Raw genomic sequence first — 15,546 nt, 5'->3', positions numbered from 1 at the left:
GAAGGAGCACCATGCCCATCACCTTCGACTTCACCGACAAGGTCGTGTTCATCACCGGCGCCGGAAGCGGTATCGGTCGCGCGACCGCCGAGGCGTTCGCTGCCGCCGGCGCCGACGTCGCGGTCACCGACACGACCGATGAGCCGCTGCGGGAGACCGCGCGACTCGTCGAGGCCTACGGGCGGCGGGCGTTCGTCGCGCTCTGCGACGTCACCGACGGCCGCAGCATCGAGGATGCGGTGACGGCGGCCGGCGACACACTCGGCCCGATCGACATCGCCGTCAACAATGCAGGCATCGAGCAGCCTCCGACGCCGTTGGCCGAGACCAGTGAGGACGAGTTCGACCGGCTCATGGCCGTCGACCTGCGCGGAGTGTTCCTCTCCATGAAGTACGAGGTCCTCGCCATGGGGGAGCGCGGCGGGTCGATCGTCAACATCTCCTCCGGTGCCGGGGTGGTCGGCATCAAAGGCCAAGCCGCCTATGCCGCCGCCAAGCACGGGATCCTCGGCATGGCCAAGTCGGCTGCGCTGGACTACGCAGCGCAGGGAATCCAGATCAACGCGATCTGCCCGGGCATCATCGAGACCCCGATGATGGACCGCTTCTCTGGCGGTACGCCGGAAGGTCGCGCGCGGGTCATCGCACAGGAGCCCATCGGCCGCATGGGCACTACAGAGGAGATCGCCTCGGCCGTGCTCTGGCTGTCGTCTGATCTCGGCGGATTCGCTGTCGGTCACGCTCTGGTCGTCGACGGCGGCCAGACCATCGGAATCAGCTGACTCGCGGAGCGAGGAGGGACACCGCCTCACAGCCCACGATCGCGGGACACTGCCCGCATGGCAGGGTGAACAGCGATGACGGATTCTGAGCGTGTGACCGTGGTGGTAGACGCAGCCAACTGCGTCGGAAGCGTCCCAGACGGCTGGTGGCGCGATCGGGCGGGGGCGACGAGGCGACTGCGTGAGTCCATCACACCCGACGAACTCCGCCGGGCCCTCCAGTTGGACGTGACTCCGCCGGTGGTGCTCGTCGTCGAAGGGCGCGCGCGGGGCGCCGAGTCCTCTGAGACGGTGCGAGTGGTGGATGCGCCGGGTAGCGGCGACGACATGATCGTCGACGTCGTCGAGCAACTCGCCGCGCGTGGAGAGGCGGCGGTTGTGGTGACTGCGGATCGAGGCCTGCGGTCACGAGTCGTCGCCCTGGGAGCGCGCACCGTGGGACCTCGCGTCGTGCGTTCGCGCTGACGCCGCGTGAGCGCCGGGGTTACTGCGCGGCCGCATCGATCGGCGTGAAGAAGTTGATCAGGTTTCCGTCCGGGTCCCGGACGAGGAGTGAACGGTTGCCCCACGGCATGTCCGTCGGCTCGTTGACGAAGACCTCGACCACGCCTTGGAGTGCTCGGTGGGTTGCATCGACGTCGTCGACGAGGAAGTCCAGGACGACGCTGCGGTTGCGACCGGCTTCGGCGACGCCGTCGCCGACCGCGGGAATGGTCGCGGAGGATGCGACAGCGAGATTCCCCGTCGGAGTGCGTAATTCGGCGAACATGGGGTGTAGGCGGGTGGCTTCGAGCCCGGTGGCCTTCTCGTAGAAGGTGACCAGTGCGTCTACGTCGTCGGTGAAGATTCGGGTGGCTGCCAGTTGCATGGGATTTCTCCTTGAGCTCGTCGGTGGTGGTGCGTGATCCGACCGTACGAGCCCTACAGGTCAGTATTCGTCCGGTAGGAGTTCGACTGTCAGGAGGATGGGTGAACCCGACCGAGCGCACGTCTCCTCCCACGGGGTCTCTTCGGAAGCGGCCCGGGTGCGAACCTGCGCAGTGGTCGATAGGTTGGCAGGGGCAGTCTCGTAATGACCTCGACAGGAGCACATCAGAATGAAGATCGGCATCATCAGCGGTTCGCTTCGCAACGGTCGCGCCACCAGTTCGGTCGCCGCCTACATTCACCGTGTGGCCGCCGCGCGTACCGGCGAAGCGAGCTACGAGCTGGTCGAACTCGCTGACTTCGACGTCCCGTTGCTCACCAGCCCGGTTCATCCGATGGTCGCGAACAAGAGCTATGACGACCCGAAGGTCCAGAAGTGGTCAGAGACGATCGACGGCTTCGACGCCTTCGTCTTCGTCACGCCGGAGTACAACCACGGTGTGCCGGGCGGCTTCAAGAACGCCGTCGACTCTCTCGGCGTCGAGTGGGTCGGGAAGCCGGTCGCGTTCGTCGGCCACGGATCGGTCGGCGGTGTCAGAGCGATCGAGCAGTGGCGGCAGATCGTCGTCAACTTCTCCATGCCGGTCGCGCGGGCCGAGGTCAACTTCAACATGTTCAACCACTGGGACGACGGCGCGTTCACCCCGGCCGACCGACACGACAGTGAAGTCGACACGTTGCTCGATCAGCTCGAAGGGTTGGCGCGGAAAGCGCAGGCCTGACTCGGCGCGGCAGCCACGCTTACTACGAGTCGTGTGACCAGCATGTGGTCACACGGCTCGTAGTACGAGGATTTGCAGTGGCGCTACACGATGGTCGGGTTCAGCAACGACAGTGCTCGCGATATGGACGTCTACGAATCGAGCGACGGCACCGAATTCGGATCGGTCAAACAGGCCGCATATCGGCCGTCGTCGGGGTATGTCCGGGATCCGAGCATCATGCGGCACACCGACGGCGACTACTACGTCACGTACACGACCGCCGACGGCGCGAACATCGGATTCGCCAAGAGTTCCGACCGGGTCCATTGGCAGCAGTTGGGCAACTGGCCCGTTCCCCTGTGCTGCGCGTTCCTGCCGGGGACCGGGGACGGGAAGGGGCCTGCCCTTCCGTTCGGAATCACCGGGTCGGCCGGGTTCAAGGGCGGGCCGTCGCTGTCGCCGTTCGTCACGAAGGCGTGGGCGCCCGAATGGTTCGTCGACGGCGGGCGGGTCCACGTGATCCTGTCGCTGTCGACCGGGGGCGGGTTCGTGCCGTACGTGATGACCGCACTCGACTCGTCGCTGAGCCTGTGGGGCCTACCCGTTCCGCTCGCGGGAATCGGAGCCGACCACATCGATACGACGGTGGTCAAAGTCGGCTCGACGTACCACGCGTTCACGAAGAACGAGACCAAGAAGGTCGTTCAGCACGCGGTGTCATCGTCGCCGGGCGGACCGTATTCGTTTGTCGCGCCGGGGGATTGGGGCTCGAAGGTCGAAGGCCCGGCCGTCACTCAACTGCCGGACGGAACGTGGCGGTTGTACCTCGACGCCTACGACGAGGGGAAGTATCTGTACTCCGACAGCAGCGACGGAATGAAGACGTGGTCGGCGACGAAGGAGCTTCCCGAGTTGTCCGGCAAGGCGCGGCACGTCGGTGTGCTGCGAGAGCCTGCCTGACGGGGCTGGCGACCAGTCGTTCGACGCACAAGTTCCTACTCGGCGACCGGCTTTCGACGGTTCGCCTTGATCGCTCCGCGTTGAGTCTTGGCGTCGAGCCGTCGACGCTGAGAACCCTTCGTCGGCCGCGTCGGCCGTCGGGGGACCGGTGGGGCGACTGCGTCCCGCAGCGCGTCGGCCAGTCGCCTGCGCGCAGCGACGCGATTGCGTCGTTGAGCGCGTTCCTCCGACGCGGCGATCATGAGGACGGACCCGTCGAGCCGGGCCGCGAGACCCCGCAGTGCTCGAGAGCGCTGCGCATCGTCGAGTGCCGTCGTGGTCGCGAGATCGAGGCTCAGTTGGACGCGGGAATCGGTGGTGTTGACGCCCTGGCCGCCCGGGCCCGAGGACCGCGAGAACTGTTCGATCAGCTCGGCCGCAGGCACGCGGAGGCCACGTGGCGCACCGGGGCCCGGCGAGATGATCAGATCGTCCATGGCTGACATTCTCCCGTGTGCCACTCGATCTGGCGAATGAAATTCCGCAGTGCACAGTGGCCTGGTGTGGACGCTCAGCGAGTCAGCATCGTGACCGCATGGTCGGCGACGGCCTCGATGTCGTCGCCGAGGTCGCCGCGCAACCACTGCTGGACCAGGGCCGCCATCGCGCCCGTGAACATGACCGCGCGGACCCGGCCGACCATCGGGTCCGTGTCGTGCGCGAGCGTCTCGGTGAGGGTCATCTCGTGGAGGAGTTGCTGCGTCTCCTCGCGTCGTCGGGCGAGCACGGCGTTCGCTTGGGCCTCGGTGAACAGGACTCGACCCCGCCGCGGGTCGACCGAGCTGAAATGCAGGACCGCGACGATGCCCGCGCGGGTTCGCGCACGGACCGAGGCGGCGGATCCGTCGACGTCCCGTGCGATCGCCTCACCCAGTGCGAGTGCCGTCGCGTCATAGACGGCTCCGAGCAACCCGTCGATGTCGGTGAAGCTCTCATAGAAGTACCGAGTGTTGAATTCGCATGCGCGGCATACGGATCGGACGGACAGTGCGGATTCACCGCCAGTGCCGAAGATGTCGAAGGCCGCGTCGATCAGCTTGGATCTACGTTCGGAACGGCGGTCCGCGAGGGGGACGCCCGCCCATCTTGTTGGACTCGACACCGTTCGAGCATACGTCTGCAGCCAATTCCTGGTCACGGGTGTAACCCAAACGCTATTCTGGATACGACCGTAACCAAATTGGTTGTCATCGAATACTCGAGGAGCTGATGATGCTCTCCCTGTCGTTGCCACGACTTCCGTCCAAGCTGTTGCCTGCATCGGGGTTGCCGCCAGTGCCGGGCTTATCCGCAGTGCCGGGGGTGTCCGCGGTGGCGGAGCTGCCGGTGCAGTGGCCGCACCAGTACGTGGGTGACTGGCTCAACGCGAAGTTCGCCGAGAGTGTGAAGTCGAAGTTCTTCCGGGGCATGGAGTTCGAGGCACCTGTCGGTGATCCCGGATGGTTCGGGCCGGACAGCCGGACCTGGTACGTCCACTCGCATACCCCGGCGCTCATCTTCGGACTGCAGTGCGCGTCGTACCTCGAACGACTCGATCCGAGTATCTACTGGATGGGGATGCACCACTCGCGTCTCGTGGAGCGCTCGGACAGCGGCCTCGTCGCCCGGATCGACCCCGAGGGCGCGATGGTGCGACTCGGGCATTCGCTGGCGTTCTTCGTCGGCGCGGCTTACGGGTCCACGGAGACCGCCGAGCGGCTCGCGCGAACCGTGCGATCGATGCACCACACGATCAAGGGGGTGCGTCCGGACGGTCTCGCCTACGACGCCGACGATCCGGACTGGCTGCGGTGGAACTACGCGACCGTCGTCTGGGGGATAGCGACCGCGCACGAGATCTACCACCCGAGACCTCTGCGCGGCTCCGATCTCGACGAGTACTACGCCGAGTTCGTGCGCATCGGTCACGCGCTCGGCGGAACGGACCTCCCGGCGTCGAAGGCGGAGGTCCTTGACTGTCTGAAGGAGTATTTGCCGAAACTGGGGCTGACGTACGGCAGTGCGGTGGCGACCGGGGTCAATCTCACGAACCCGGCGGAGGCGGCTGTCGACTGGGCGATCCGCGACACGATGCCGCCCTGGGCGGCGCGGCTCGTGATGTACCAACCGCCGAACCCGGTGGAGCGGCGCGCGCGTCGCACCGCGGTGTGGACGGCGATCAACGGACTGCACGCGAGCATGGGCGAGGCTCCCGAATTCGCGGCGGCGCGGCGGCGGGTCGCAGGTGGAACCTCTGTGGCGCACACCGAGCCGACGTATGTTCTCGGTTCCGACCCGGATATGGGTCGCGCGCGGGTGGAGGAGGAGTTCGGCACGTTGTGAGGCGTCCGAGGACGCACATCGCCCTCGTTATATCGCGGACTACCTCAACCCCGATCGTGGTCGAATGTCGCCGTCTTCTGGCCTCGAACGCTCCGAGGCGCTAAATTAGAACGTGTTCTAATTTACGACCTGAGGAGTTACGTCATGGGTGAAGTGCTCGCGCGCATCGAAGAGCACGCCGAGGAGATTCGAGCGGCGGGAGTCGAGGGCGACGAATTGATGCGTCTGCCCGACTCGTCGGCGCAGCGACTTCGCGACGCCGGAGTGATCCGGATGCTGCAGCCGGTGAAGCACGGCGGAATGTCTGTGCATCCGCGCGAGTTCGCCGAGACGGTGATGGGCGTGGCCGCGATGGACGGAGCCGCTGGCTGGGTCTCCGGCATCGTCGGCATCCACCCGTGGGAACTGGCGTTCGCCGATCCCAAGGTCCAGGACGAGATCTGGGGCGAGGATCCCGACACCTGGGTCGCCTCGCCGTACGCGCCGATGGGCGTCGCGACGCCCGTCGACGGCGGCTACACGCTGAAGGGCCGCTGGCAGTTCTCGTCCGGCACCGACCACTGCAAGTGGGTCGTGCTCGGGGCGATCGTCGGCGACGAGAAGGGAAAGCCGGTGATGCCGCCGAACATCCTGCACGTCATCCTTCCTCGTGAGGACTACACGATCCTCCAGGGCTCGTGGGATGTCGTGGGACTTCGCGGCACCGGCTCCAAGGACGTCGTCGTCGACGGCGCCTACATCCCGGCCTACCGCACGCTGAAGTCCGACGACGTCATGGACGGCACCGCGCCTCGCGCGGCCGGCCTCACCGACTCGACCTACCTCATGCCGTTCAGCTGCATGTTCCCGCTCGGCATCACCTCGGCGGTCATCGGCATCGCCGAAGGCGCGCTCGCCTGCCACATCGCCGCGCAGAAGGACCGCGTCGCAATCACCGGCCAGAAGATCAAGGAGGACCCGTATGTCCTCTACGCGATCGGCGAATCCGCCGCCGAGATCGCCGCGTCTCGCGCAGCGCTGCTCGAGACCGTCGATCGGTTCTACGACAAGACCGAGGCGGGTCAGGAGATCACCTTCGAGGAGCGTGCGATCGGACGCCGAACCCAGACCGCGGCTGCGTGGCGGGCGGTCCGGGCCGTCGACGAGATCTTCGCGCGTTCGGGTGGCGGCGCACTGCACCGGAAGTTCCCGATGCAGCGGTTCTTCCGTGACGCGCATGCGGGACTCGCGCACGCGATCCACGTTCCGGGATCGATCTTCCATGCGTCCGCGCTGACTCAGCTCGGCGGTGAGCCGCAGGGTATGATGCGGTCGATGATCTGAGCGTCGACCGAACCTGGAACGTGTTACAGTCCACTAATTGGACTAGTGTCCAGTCAGTAGTCCGTAAAGGTCGTCGGCGTAGGAGATGCAATGGATTTCGGGATCGTCCAGTTCACGAGTGATCGAGGTCTGTCGCCATCGGTCCTGGCGCCGTTGATCGAGGGCGCCGGATTCAGTGCCTACTTCGTTCCCGAGCACGGACACATCCCGACCAGGCGCGACGCGGCGCATCCGCAGACGGGCGACTCGTCGCTCCCGGACGACCGCTACATGCGCACGCTCGACCCGTGGGTGTCGCTCAGCGCCGCGGCTGCGGTCACCTCGACGATCCGTCTGGGGACTGCGGTCGCGCTGCCGGTGCAGTCGGACCCGATCACCCTCGCGAAGTCGATCGCCACGCTCGATCATCTGTCGGGTGGGCGAGTCACGCTCGGCGTCGGCTTCGGGTGGAATCTGGACGAACTCAGCGACCACGGTGTGCCGTCGAAGCGGCGGCGGACCATGCTTCGCGAGTACCTCGAGTCGATGCGGACGCTCTGGTCGAAGGAAGAGGCCGAGTATGCGGGTGAGTTCGTGAACTTCGGCCCGAGCTGGGCATGGCCCAAGACGGTGCAGCAGCCGGGGCCGCCGACGCTCGTCGGCGCGGCGGGCAACGAGAAGAACTTCAAGTGGATCGCGCGGAGCGCCGACGGCTGGATCACGACGCCGAACGAGGAGGACATCGAGGCGTCGGTCCTGCTCCTCAAGCAGATCTGGGCGGACGCCGGTCGTGACGGCGATCCGCAGATCGTCGTCCTGGATTTCAAGCCGGTCGCCGAGAAGCTCGACAAGTGGCGCGAGCTGGGCGTGACGACCGTGCTGTACGGAGTGCCCGACGACAGCGAGGAACGGGCAGGCGGCTACCTCGCCAAGCTCGCCGGAAAACTCGGTCTCGAGTAGGGCGATCGCGGTCGAATCAGTCGACGACCGGGCCGTGGCGAAGTCCAGGGAGGACGTAGTGCCGGAGGTGTCTGAGCACCGCGGCCTGGTCGTCCGGGTCGAGAGTCTCGCCGGGTGCTGAGCCCAGGCTGATGAGCACGCGGGCCACCCACTCCGCGGCCTCCGCAATGTCGGTGGCCGGGTGGATCTCGCCTCGTCGGCGGGCCGCCGCCACATAGGGCTCCCAGAACTGCGCCAACGTGGGCACCATTCCCTGCACGCCCGCTCCGACGCAAGCGGCGAACTCGTCAGGCTCGGCCTCGCGCAATCGCAGGATCAGCGAGCCGGGACTGTCGTACATCGTCCTGCCGTGCGCGACGCCCGCCGCGAGTCGAAGATCGAAGTCGTCGACTCCCTCGAGTGCGCGGTGCGCGGCTGCGAGAAAGTCCTCCGTCAGGCGAACGATCGCGGCGCCGAGCAGGCTCGACTTGTCGGGGAAGTGTCGGTACAGCCATGCGCGCGAAACGCCTGCGCGCTGTGCCACGTGCTGAACTGTGGTGCCGCGGATACCCGTGGCCGCCAGGGCGTCCTGGGCGGCGTCAAGGAGGCGGGTGCGCACGTCGGGGCCCGTCACAGCGTAGCGACCCACTGCTTGGCGGGTGCCGGGATCACGTGGTCGGGCATGGTCTCACGATACTAGTAGACACTTTTCTAAAACTGTGTACTGTCGGGGTGAACGCGTTCTAGCTTTCCCGGGAAGTGTTCGGAGGAGGACAGATGACAGGACTGAAGACGGCCGTGATCGGTGCGGGCATCAGCGGGCTCACTGCAGCCAAGATGCTCAGTGACTACGGCATCGATTACACGTGCTTCGAGGTCTCGGACCGCGTCGGTGGAAACTGGGCGTTTCAGAACCCCAACGGCATGAGCAGTGCGTACCGCTCGCTGCACATCGACACCTCCAAACATCGGCTGTCGTTCAAGGATTTTCCGATGCCGGAGGATTACCCGGACTTCCCTCATCACCTGCAGATCAAGAAGTATCTCGACGACTACGCCGACGCTTTCGGGCTGCGGGACCGCATCGAGTTCGAGAACGGGATCACTCACGCACGACGGCTCGACGGAGGCGGCTGGGAGTTGACGACCCAGCGGGGCGAGACCCGGCGCTTCGACCTGCTCGTCGTGGGTAACGGTCACCACTGGGACGCACGTATGGCCGACTTCCCCGGCGAGTTCAGCGGACAGTCGATCCACGCCCATCACTACATCGATCCGTCCGATCCGCTCGATCTGCACGGGAAGCGGATCCTCGTCGTGGGACTCGGTAACAGCGCAGCGGACATCTCCGTGGAGTTGTCGTCCAAGGCGCTGCAGAACGAGGTGACGATCTCGACCCGCTCGGGTGCCTGGATCGTGCCGAAGTACATCGCTGGTCGACCCGCTGACAAGTACTTCAAGACGACGCCGTACCTGCCGCTGTCATGGCAGCGGAAGGTCGCCCAGTGGGGACAGCCGGTGTCGGCGGGGCGGCCCGAGGACTTCGGATTGCCGACGCCGAACCACAAGTTCTTCGAAGCTCATCCGACCCAGTCGGTGGAGTTGCCGCTCCGACTCGGTTCCGGCGACGTGACCCCGAAACCGAACGTGTCCCGGCTCGACGGCGACACCGTCCACTTCGAGGACGGGACGCACGGCGACTTCGACGTCATCGTGTACGCGACCGGGTACAACATCACGTTCCCGTTCTTCGACGAGGATCTCATCAGCGCGCCCGAGAATCGGATAGATCTGTACAAGCGCATGTTCAAGCCGGGTATCGACGACTTGGTGTTCATGGGCTTCGCGCAGTCGACGCCGACGTTGTTCCCGTTCGTCGAGTGCCAGGCGCGACTCCTCGGCGCCTATGCGATTGGACGGTATCGGCTTCCGGCCGTCGAGACGATGAACGAGGTGATAGTGAGCGATCAACACAAGTACACCGGGCATATGCTCGACCGTCCACGTCATACCCAGCAGGTGGACTACTTCATCTATGAGCACGACCTGCGCACCAAGGAGATTCCGGCGGGAGCGGTCCGTGCCAAACGGTTCGGCGCGGCGTCGCGGGCGGTGTCGGCATGACGCCGCCGGTGATCAACGAGACCACAATTTCTGAAGCAACATCGAGGGACGATGCAATGACCGACGTTCAGGACGTCGCCTTCCACAGCGGAGGAACTCGTTGTGCCGCATGGCATTTCCGTGCGCATAACGAGAGCCTCGCCGGATCCGGCGGTCGGCCCGTGGTCGTGATGGCGCACGGGCTCGGCGGGACGATGGACTCCGGGTTGGCGCCGTTCGCCCAACGCTTGGCGGCCGCGGGACTCGACGTCCTGGCCTTCGATTACCGCGGGTTCGGGGCGTCCGACGGCCGACCTCGGCAGCAGGTGCGACTCGACGACCAACTCGACGACTATCGAGCGGCGATCGTCGCTGCGGCAGCGATCGACGGCGTCGACCCGAACCGGGTAGTCCTCTGGGGTGTGTCGTTGTCGGGCGGCCACGTCCTCACTGTCAGCGCGGGGCGCAGCGATATCGCCGCCGTCGTCTCGATGACCCCGCTTGTCAACGGGATAGCGGCAGGGCGCCTCGCGTTGGCCAACGTGCCCAAGGCGTCGATCGCCCGGTCGGCAGCGCTCGGATACCGCAGCAAGGTCAACCGACGAATCGGTCGGGACCCGGTGATGATGCCGATCGTCGCCGACCCCGGGGAGTTGGGCGCGCTGACGTTGCCCGGATACAAGGCCGACTACCTGGCGATCGCAGGACCCACGTGGGAGAACCGGGTGGACGCGGCACTCGGGTCGGAGATCGGCGGATACCGCGTCGGCAAGTGCTTAGCGGACATCACGGCCCCGGTGCTGATGCAGATCGCCGACTTCGACCGGAGCGCCCCGCCCCATGCGGCCGCCGAGACGGCGTTCGTTGCGCGCGCCGAAGTCCGGCACTATCCGTGCGACCACTTCGGGGTCTACCACGGACAGGGTTGGTTCGACGCGGCGTGCGACCACCAGATCCTGTTCCTTACGAGGCACCTCGCGTCGTCGACTGCATGAGCGCCCGGCGATCGCCGCAGACCGAGCGGCTCACGGACGTCGTCGACTACCTCGGCGGCGTCGCGGCCCGCGCCACGCTCACCGATGTCGCGAGCGCGCTGGGAGTCGACAAGTCGACACTGCACCCGATGCTCGCCGAACTGACGGCGCGCGGCTGGGTCGTCAGAGATCCCAGGACGAAGGCATACCGGCTGGGTCCCGCGCTGGTGCGTATCGGCAGGGTGGCCCAGCGGAGATCGCCCGAGTTCGAACTGATCGCGGAGGCCGTCGCCGATCTGTCGGCGGCAACGGGGCAGCCGTGTTGCGGGGTCGTAACCTCTGGCGAGTCGATGGTCGTCGCCGAACTCCATGGACCGCGTGTCGTGTCGGCGGGGTCGGATATGCGGCCGGGTGACCACATCACGTTGCAGGCTCCGCTTGGAGCGACCGTCGTCGCGTGGGAAACGCCGAACGTGGTGAACCGGTGGCTGAGTGGCATTGTCGATCGATCCGTCATCGGTCGCCACCGCCAAGCGCTCGCTGCGGTGCGGGGACGTCGTTTCGGGGTCGCGCAGTACCCGTCCGGTGTCGACCGATTCGAGGAGATGAGCCCACTGGTGCGGCCCCGCCGCGACGCCCGCGGTGCAGGTGTCGACGGGCCGGTCGCCGACATGCTCGTCGGCGACCTCGACCGGTCCGCCGACTATCGGGCGCTGTCGGTCGACGCTCCCGTCGTCGGCGCGGACGCGAGACCGATCGGTGTGTTGTGCGTCCTCGGCGAGGTCGTTCGTAGCGGCGCAGACATCGCCGAGCTCGGTGGCTTCGTTCGCGCGACGGCCGACTCGGTCAGCCGGACCGTAGCCGGTCGAGGTCAGGCGAGTGCGGCCAACCGCTTGAGTAGGTCTGGGTAGCGGCGGGTGTGGGCGCCGCCGTTGACGTCGAACGCCGACCCGGTGATCCAGGACGTGTCGTCGGAGAGCAGGAACTGCGCCATCGCTGCGATCTCGTCGGGCCGACCACTGCGGCCAAGCGGCGTGTTCTCCAGGTACTCCTCGCGCATCCCGGGGATCATCGAGATCGGTGCCACCAAAGGTGTGTCGACCAGTCCCGGCGAGATCGCGTTGACCCGGACGCCGCGGTCGCCGAGTTCCATGGCAGCGACTTGGGTCAGCATCAGGACGCCCGCTTTCGCTGTGCAGTACGCAGCCATTCCGGTCGCCGGCTGTCGGCCGTTGAGTGACGCGAGCGAGACGATGGAGCCGCCGTCGGCGACGTGGCGAGACGCGTACTTGAGTACGAGGAAGGCTCCGGTCTGGCAGACCGAGATCGTGGTGTTCCACTGCTCAAGACTCATGTCGGCGATTGCGCCAGCCGTCGACATCCCGGCGCTGTTGACGACCCCTCGCGGGCGTCCGTGCTCGGCGACCACGGTGTCGAAGAGAGCATTGACCGACTGCTCGTCGGTGACGTCGACGGCGACCGCCGTCGCACGTCCGCCGAGCTCTGCTGCCCGCTGTGCGGCCGCGGCGCCGTCGACGTCGGCAAGGACGACGGTTTCTGCGGCCTCGTGAAGACGCTGGGCGGTCGCTAAGCCGATGCCGGATGCCGCGCCGATGACGATGACGGGTGCTGGTGTGGTCACGGCTGTCTCCTGATGGCTGGTGTGACGATGATCTTCTGCTGGTCCGTGGGTGTGGCGAGTGACTCGACAGTGTTCTGGAGGTCGTCCAACGAAACGAAGCCGCTGACGAAGCCGTCCACATCGAGGGCGCCGCGCGCCAATGCGTCAGCGGCGGCAGCGAACTCGGCGCGCGTGTAGAAACTGACGAAGCTGACCGTCACGTCCTTGACGACGGCGGCCACGGGCATGAACGTGTCGGCAGTCATGCACACACCGGCGACGACGACGCGCCCGCCGGGAGCGACGGCATCGAGACAGGACGCGATGAGGCCGGGAGCTCCGACGCATTCGGCCACCAGGTCGTACCCGGTGCCGAGCTCGTCGTGTGCGGGATCGATGACACGGGATGCGCCGAGCCGTCGCGCACTGCGCCGACGGTGCTCCACCGGATCTGCGACCGTGACATCGGTGATTCCGCGTTCGCGAGCCCACAGGAGGATCGAGACGCCGACCGGGCCTGCGCCGATCACCAGGAGGCGATCGTCGGCCGAGGCCGCTCCGCGCTCGACGGCATGCAGCCCCACGGCCAGCGGCTCGACGAGCCCACCCATCACTGGATCGAGACGCTCGTCCAGCCTGATCGTCTCGGCGGCCGTCACGGTGACGAGTTCGGCGAACGCGCCAGCGCGCGCTCCGAGACCGAGTGGTGACGGTGTCACGCAGCGAGCGGGATCGCCGGACGTGCAATAACGGCAGTCGGCGCAGCCGACCACCGGCATCGACGCGACGGCGGTGCCGACCGGCCAGTCGTCGGCGACCGAGGCTCCGGAGCCGACGACTCGCCCAGCGAACTCGTGACCCATGATCGCGCCGTCTGGCATGAAGCCGTAGGTCTTCACGTCCGAGCCGCAGACTCCGCAGCCGTGGACCTCCACCAGTAGTTCGTGGGGGCCGGGTTCGGGATCGGCGACGTCACGGACGACGAAGCGCCCGCCGTCAACGACTGCTGCTCGCATCGGTGTGCTCCTGACGTAGAACTCGCTTGAGAAGCTTTCCGGTCGCATTCCGCGGGAGGGGATCGGTGCGCAAGACGACCTCGTCGGGAACCTTCGTCGTGTTGAGTCTCGCAGCGACGATCGCCTTCACCTCGTCGGTGTCCACGTCCGCAGCGGCCGGGACGACAGCGGCCACGAGTCGCTCACCGAGCCGCGGATCGGACACCCCGAAGACTCCGGCCTCGACGATCCGGTCGGAGTCGACGAGGACAGTCTCGACTTCGACGCACGAGATGTTCTCACCGCGCGAGATCACCAGGTCCTTCTTGCGGTCGACGAGGTACACCAGACCGTGCTCGTCGACGTAGCCGACGTCGCCGGTCTTGAACCAGGCGCCGTCGAACGCATCCGCGGTCTCGTCTGGCCTGCCGTGGTAGCCGGACATCAGGAGTCCGCCGCGGAGGAGTAGTTCGCCGACGGCCCCGGAAGGAAGGTCGACGCCGCCGTCGTCGACGACCCTGACGTCCATGGTCGGGCTCATCGGCCCAGCCGTCTCGGCGGCGACGGCGAGGATGTCGCCGCCCGCTGTGCACACGCTGCCTCCGACCTCGGTCATGCCCCACCCCGAACTGCGTCGGCTGTTGGGGAGAGTCCGACCGACGCGGGCGTAGACGCTCGGCGGGGTCGCCTGCCCACCCGGGACCACGTTGACCAGACTGGCGAGTCGGTCGGCGGCGTCGTCGACGGCGAGGAGGTCGCTGACGACCATCGGCGGCCCGGACGCCATCGACACCTGGTACCCGGAGATCAGGTCGGCGGCGCGGTTCGGATCCCACCGCTCCATCGTCACCACGCATCCGCCGGTGACCATCGATGCGGCGAGGCCTGCGAGTCCGGAGACGTGGAACAACGGAAAGATCAGCAGTGAGTTGATCTGCGGCATCATGCCGCGGAGATCGTCGATGTCGATGCCGTACGTCTTCGCCGCGAAGGTGAGGTTGGTGTCGGCGACGAACCTCATGTTGAGGACGACGTTGCCCATGCCGCGGTGTGTCAGTTGCACGCCTTTGGCGCGGGCCGAGGTTCCCGAGGTGAACAGGACGAGGGCGACCTGATCGGGTTCGACGACCGGCCACTCGATGTCGGCGGGCGTGCGAACCAGGAGGTCGTCGAGGGAATGGCTGCCGGGCAGGCTCGGATTCGTCGATATGACGACGGTCGCCGGGTCAGCGGTGCGGACGAGCGATTCTCGCTTCTCGTCGACGATCGTGACCTTCGACGGCACGTCGGACGTGGTGTCGGTGAGTTCGTAGACGGTGCTGCGTGCGTTGTACATGACCGCGACGGCGCCCGCGCGCAACGCGGCCAAGAGTCCGATGATGCTCGCCGGCCTATTGCTCATAGCGATGCCGACGTGGTCGCCGACTGCGACACCGAGGTCGTGCCGGAGGACGCGGGCCAAGGTGTCAGCGGCCCCGAAGATCTGAGCGTAGGTGTACGAGTTGGTTCCGTCTGTCGCCAGGAGTCTGTCGTCGTTGCCCTCGCGGAAACCTGCGAACACGTCGTACAAGCTGGTCTCGGCGTGTGTGTACGTGCGGCACGGCTCGTTCCGCACGAGGATCGTCGTCATCTCGTACGGAGCCCCCGGCCCGGTCAAACTGCGTTCGATCTCGCGGTAGGCGCCCATCACGGATGCGATGTCGGGGACGGTCTCGGTCAACGTCGATGCTCCTGCGGTGGCGATCCGACGTGTTCGCATAGTGCCAACACTGTGAGATTCGTGTCACATGGTGCGATCATTTAGTCATAGGGACACGCGGGTGTCAATGCGCCTGAACTGCCATGATGACCATTGTCGTGGGGCGGGACGGGATTCCT

The 15,546-nt window shown here is 66.5% G+C and carries 17 protein-coding genes; 10 read left to right on the top strand and 7 right to left on the bottom strand.

Annotation, left to right across the window (positions count from 1 at the left end; all coding sequences use genetic code 11):
* Nucleotides 1-11 precede the first annotated feature (11 nt).
* Entirely contained in the window at nucleotides 12-782 is a 771-nt protein-coding gene (locus L5G32_RS14785; RefSeq protein ID WP_237011827.1) for an SDR family NAD(P)-dependent oxidoreductase, read from the top strand.
* Between the two features lie 75 nt (nucleotides 783-857).
* On the top strand, nucleotides 858-1,247 hold the full coding sequence (locus tag L5G32_RS14780; RefSeq protein WP_237011826.1) for a PIN domain-containing protein: 390 nt from the start codon (nucleotides 858-860) through the stop codon (nucleotides 1,245-1,247).
* A 19-nt stretch (nucleotides 1,248-1,266) separates the two neighbouring features.
* Here L5G32_RS14780 and L5G32_RS14775 read toward each other — a convergent pair whose 3' ends face one another.
* Nucleotides 1,267-1,650, bottom strand: a complete 384-nt coding sequence (locus L5G32_RS14775; RefSeq protein ID WP_237011825.1) for a VOC family protein — start codon at nucleotides 1,648-1,650, stop codon at nucleotides 1,267-1,269.
* Nucleotides 1,651-1,879: 229 nt separating this feature from the next.
* Between L5G32_RS14775 and L5G32_RS14770 the strand changes: the two genes are divergently transcribed.
* Both L5G32_RS14770 and L5G32_RS14765 read left to right on the top strand, forming a co-directional pair.
* Nucleotides 1,880-2,431, top strand: a complete 552-nt coding sequence (locus tag L5G32_RS14770) for an NADPH-dependent FMN reductase (RefSeq protein ID WP_237011824.1) — start codon at nucleotides 1,880-1,882, stop codon at nucleotides 2,429-2,431.
* Nucleotides 2,432-2,503: 72 nt separating this feature from the next.
* Complete coding sequence (locus tag L5G32_RS14765; protein WP_237011823.1) at nucleotides 2,504-3,373, top strand: glycoside hydrolase family protein; 870 nt, start codon at nucleotides 2,504-2,506, stop codon at nucleotides 3,371-3,373.
* A gap of 35 nt (nucleotides 3,374-3,408) precedes the next feature.
* On the opposite strand, the gene arfB is transcribed toward L5G32_RS14765, so the two are convergent.
* Nucleotides 3,409-3,849, bottom strand: coding sequence for an alternative ribosome rescue aminoacyl-tRNA hydrolase ArfB (gene arfB, locus L5G32_RS14760; protein ID WP_237011822.1), 441 nt, complete (start codon nucleotides 3,847-3,849; stop codon nucleotides 3,409-3,411).
* 74 nt (nucleotides 3,850-3,923) lie between these two features.
* Nucleotides 3,924-4,514: a TetR/AcrR family transcriptional regulator gene (locus L5G32_RS14755; RefSeq protein ID WP_237011821.1), complete on the bottom strand. Its 591-nt coding sequence runs from the start codon at nucleotides 4,512-4,514 to the stop codon at nucleotides 3,924-3,926.
* A 107-nt stretch (nucleotides 4,515-4,621) separates the two neighbouring features.
* Here L5G32_RS14755 and L5G32_RS14750 point away from each other — a divergent pair, with 107 nt between their 5' ends.
* The 3 genes from L5G32_RS14750 to L5G32_RS14740 all read left to right on the top strand — a co-directional run bounded on the left by L5G32_RS14750 (nucleotide 4,622) and on the right by L5G32_RS14740 (nucleotide 7,996).
* Complete coding sequence (locus tag L5G32_RS14750; RefSeq protein ID WP_237011820.1) at nucleotides 4,622-5,734, top strand: oxygenase MpaB family protein; 1,113 nt, start codon at nucleotides 4,622-4,624, stop codon at nucleotides 5,732-5,734.
* Nucleotides 5,735-5,878: 144 nt separating this feature from the next.
* Nucleotides 5,879-7,057, top strand: coding sequence for an acyl-CoA dehydrogenase family protein (locus tag L5G32_RS14745; RefSeq protein ID WP_237011819.1), 1,179 nt, complete (start codon nucleotides 5,879-5,881; stop codon nucleotides 7,055-7,057).
* 90 nt (nucleotides 7,058-7,147) lie between these two features.
* On the top strand, nucleotides 7,148-7,996 hold the full coding sequence (locus L5G32_RS14740) for an LLM class F420-dependent oxidoreductase (protein WP_237011818.1): 849 nt from the start codon (nucleotides 7,148-7,150) through the stop codon (nucleotides 7,994-7,996).
* A 16-nt stretch (nucleotides 7,997-8,012) separates the two neighbouring features.
* On the opposite strand, the gene L5G32_RS14735 is transcribed toward L5G32_RS14740, so the two are convergent.
* Entirely contained in the window at nucleotides 8,013-8,609 is a 597-nt protein-coding gene (locus L5G32_RS14735) for a TetR/AcrR family transcriptional regulator (protein WP_237011817.1), read from the bottom strand.
* Between the two features lie 143 nt (nucleotides 8,610-8,752).
* Here L5G32_RS14735 and L5G32_RS14730 point away from each other — a divergent pair, with 143 nt between their 5' ends.
* Genes L5G32_RS14730 through L5G32_RS14720 form a run of 3 tightly spaced genes read left to right on the top strand, consistent with a single transcriptional unit; the run spans nucleotide 8,753 to nucleotide 11,963 of the window.
* Nucleotides 8,753-10,099: a flavin-containing monooxygenase gene (locus L5G32_RS14730; protein WP_237011816.1), complete on the top strand. Its 1,347-nt coding sequence runs from the start codon at nucleotides 8,753-8,755 to the stop codon at nucleotides 10,097-10,099.
* Between the two features lie 56 nt (nucleotides 10,100-10,155).
* On the top strand, nucleotides 10,156-11,073 hold the full coding sequence (locus L5G32_RS14725; protein WP_237011815.1) for an alpha/beta hydrolase: 918 nt from the start codon (nucleotides 10,156-10,158) through the stop codon (nucleotides 11,071-11,073).
* Nucleotides 11,070-11,963: a helix-turn-helix domain-containing protein gene (locus tag L5G32_RS14720; RefSeq protein ID WP_237011814.1), complete on the top strand. Its 894-nt coding sequence runs from the start codon at nucleotides 11,070-11,072 to the stop codon at nucleotides 11,961-11,963. Before L5G32_RS14725 ends, L5G32_RS14720 begins: the two co-directional genes overlap by 4 nt.
* On the opposite strand, the gene L5G32_RS14715 is transcribed toward L5G32_RS14720, so the two are convergent.
* From L5G32_RS14715 to L5G32_RS14705, 3 genes are read right to left on the bottom strand one after another with little or no spacing between them, the layout of a single operon-like run.
* Nucleotides 11,924-12,694, bottom strand: coding sequence for an SDR family NAD(P)-dependent oxidoreductase (locus L5G32_RS14715; protein WP_237011813.1), 771 nt, complete (start codon nucleotides 12,692-12,694; stop codon nucleotides 11,924-11,926). The two genes, L5G32_RS14720 and L5G32_RS14715, sit on opposite strands and share 40 nt — an antisense overlap.
* The gene (locus L5G32_RS14710; protein ID WP_237011812.1) at nucleotides 12,691-13,689 is read right to left on the bottom strand and encodes an alcohol dehydrogenase catalytic domain-containing protein; all 999 of its coding nucleotides are present in this window, start codon (nucleotides 13,687-13,689) and stop codon (nucleotides 12,691-12,693) included. The genes L5G32_RS14715 and L5G32_RS14710 overlap by 4 nt, the downstream gene beginning before the upstream one ends.
* Complete coding sequence (locus tag L5G32_RS14705) at nucleotides 13,670-15,427, bottom strand: class I adenylate-forming enzyme family protein (RefSeq protein WP_237011811.1); 1,758 nt, start codon at nucleotides 15,425-15,427, stop codon at nucleotides 13,670-13,672. Before L5G32_RS14705 ends, L5G32_RS14710 begins: the two co-directional genes overlap by 20 nt.
* Nucleotides 15,428-15,546 lie beyond the last annotated feature (119 nt).

Origin of the sequence: Gordonia zhenghanii (assembly GCF_021738965.1) — a bacterium.
Lineage (GTDB): Bacteria > Actinomycetota > Actinomycetes > Mycobacteriales > Mycobacteriaceae > Gordonia > Gordonia zhenghanii.
This window is presented reverse-complemented; position numbering and strand designations above follow the sequence as displayed.

Coding starts and splice junctions, on each gene's coding strand:
- L5G32_RS14705 (WP_237011811.1), bottom strand. CDS start 15,427: ATGCGAACACGTCGGATCGCCACCGCAGGAGCATCGACGTTGACCGAG.
- L5G32_RS14720 (WP_237011814.1), top strand. CDS start 11,070: ATGAGCGCCCGGCGATCGCCGCAGACCGAGCGGCTCACGGACGTCGTC.
- L5G32_RS14775 (WP_237011825.1), bottom strand. CDS start 1,650: ATGCAACTGGCAGCCACCCGAATCTTCACCGACGACGTAGACGCACTG.
- L5G32_RS14745 (WP_237011819.1), top strand. CDS start 5,879: ATGGGTGAAGTGCTCGCGCGCATCGAAGAGCACGCCGAGGAGATTCGA.
- L5G32_RS14725 (WP_237011815.1), top strand. CDS start 10,156: ATGACCGACGTTCAGGACGTCGCCTTCCACAGCGGAGGAACTCGTTGT.
- L5G32_RS14730 (WP_237011816.1), top strand. CDS start 8,753: ATGACAGGACTGAAGACGGCCGTGATCGGTGCGGGCATCAGCGGGCTC.
- L5G32_RS14710 (WP_237011812.1), bottom strand. CDS start 13,689: ATGCGAGCAGCAGTCGTTGACGGCGGGCGCTTCGTCGTCCGTGACGTC.
- L5G32_RS14740 (WP_237011818.1), top strand. CDS start 7,148: ATGGATTTCGGGATCGTCCAGTTCACGAGTGATCGAGGTCTGTCGCCA.
- arfB (WP_237011822.1), bottom strand. CDS start 3,849: ATGGACGATCTGATCATCTCGCCGGGCCCCGGTGCGCCACGTGGCCTC.
- L5G32_RS14780 (WP_237011826.1), top strand. CDS start 858: ATGACGGATTCTGAGCGTGTGACCGTGGTGGTAGACGCAGCCAACTGC.
- L5G32_RS14750 (WP_237011820.1), top strand. CDS start 4,622: ATGATGCTCTCCCTGTCGTTGCCACGACTTCCGTCCAAGCTGTTGCCT.
- L5G32_RS14785 (WP_237011827.1), top strand. CDS start 12: ATGCCCATCACCTTCGACTTCACCGACAAGGTCGTGTTCATCACCGGC.
- L5G32_RS14770 (WP_237011824.1), top strand. CDS start 1,880: ATGAAGATCGGCATCATCAGCGGTTCGCTTCGCAACGGTCGCGCCACC.